Source organism: Novacetimonas hansenii JCM 7643 (assembly GCF_000964405.1).
Classification (GTDB): domain Bacteria; phylum Pseudomonadota; class Alphaproteobacteria; order Acetobacterales; family Acetobacteraceae; genus Novacetimonas; species Novacetimonas hansenii.
Genome location: NZ_BANE01000282.1, coordinates 1 through 623 on the forward strand (window position 1 = coordinate 1; position 623 = coordinate 623).

Sequence of the window (623 nt, forward strand, 5' to 3'; positions counted from 1 at the left end):
GCCGATCTGGTCGATCATATCGCCACCACCACCGACACGAGCAAGACCGATACCCGCAAGGTGCTGGACGCGCTGATCGACACCATGACTGCTGCTGCCAAAACGGGTGACGAAATCACCCTGCCGAACTTCGGCAAGTTCAAGGTGAAAGAAGTTGCCGCCCGCGAAGGCCGCAACCCGGCCACAGGTGCGACCATCCAGATTGCGGCCTCGCGCAAGCTGACCTTCACGCCTGCCAAGGCGCTCAAGGATAGCCTGAACGACTGACCTGCCGACAGGTGAAAGGCGGCGAACCTCGTCCGCCGCCCCTTCCCCATCACGCTGGCCTCTGATGATGGGCGCGTTCATCCGACCTTCTCCATCAGCTTGCGTGCCCTTCCCTCCAGATCCAGCCGCGTATCCTGATTGGTCTTCGTCCGCGCCAGCGCCGTAATCCCCTGCACGAAGTCGAACACGCTCTCGGGCTTACGCCCTTCCTCGTGCAGCACCGTTTCAATGATCTTCGTGGTTTCCGGTTTCGAGAACCCGCGACGACGCAGGAAGATTTCACGATCATCATCGTTCTTCGCCACCAGAGCACGACGCGAGGCCTGAATGCCCGAGATGAACGAGGCCGGACTGGC

The 623-nt window shown here is 61.2% G+C and carries 1 protein-coding gene and 1 pseudogene; one reads left to right on the forward strand and one right to left on the reverse strand.

The window, feature by feature from the left end; genetic code table 11:
* A partial coding sequence (locus B7G66_RS14820) for an HU family DNA-binding protein (protein ID WP_239016143.1) occupies positions 1–267 on the forward strand: 267 nt, incomplete at its 5' end.
* A gap of 77 nt (positions 268–344) precedes the next feature.
* Here B7G66_RS14820 and B7G66_RS14825 read toward each other — a convergent pair.
* Positions 345–623, reverse strand: a pseudogene (locus B7G66_RS14825) (DUF932 domain-containing protein); the annotation flags it as partial.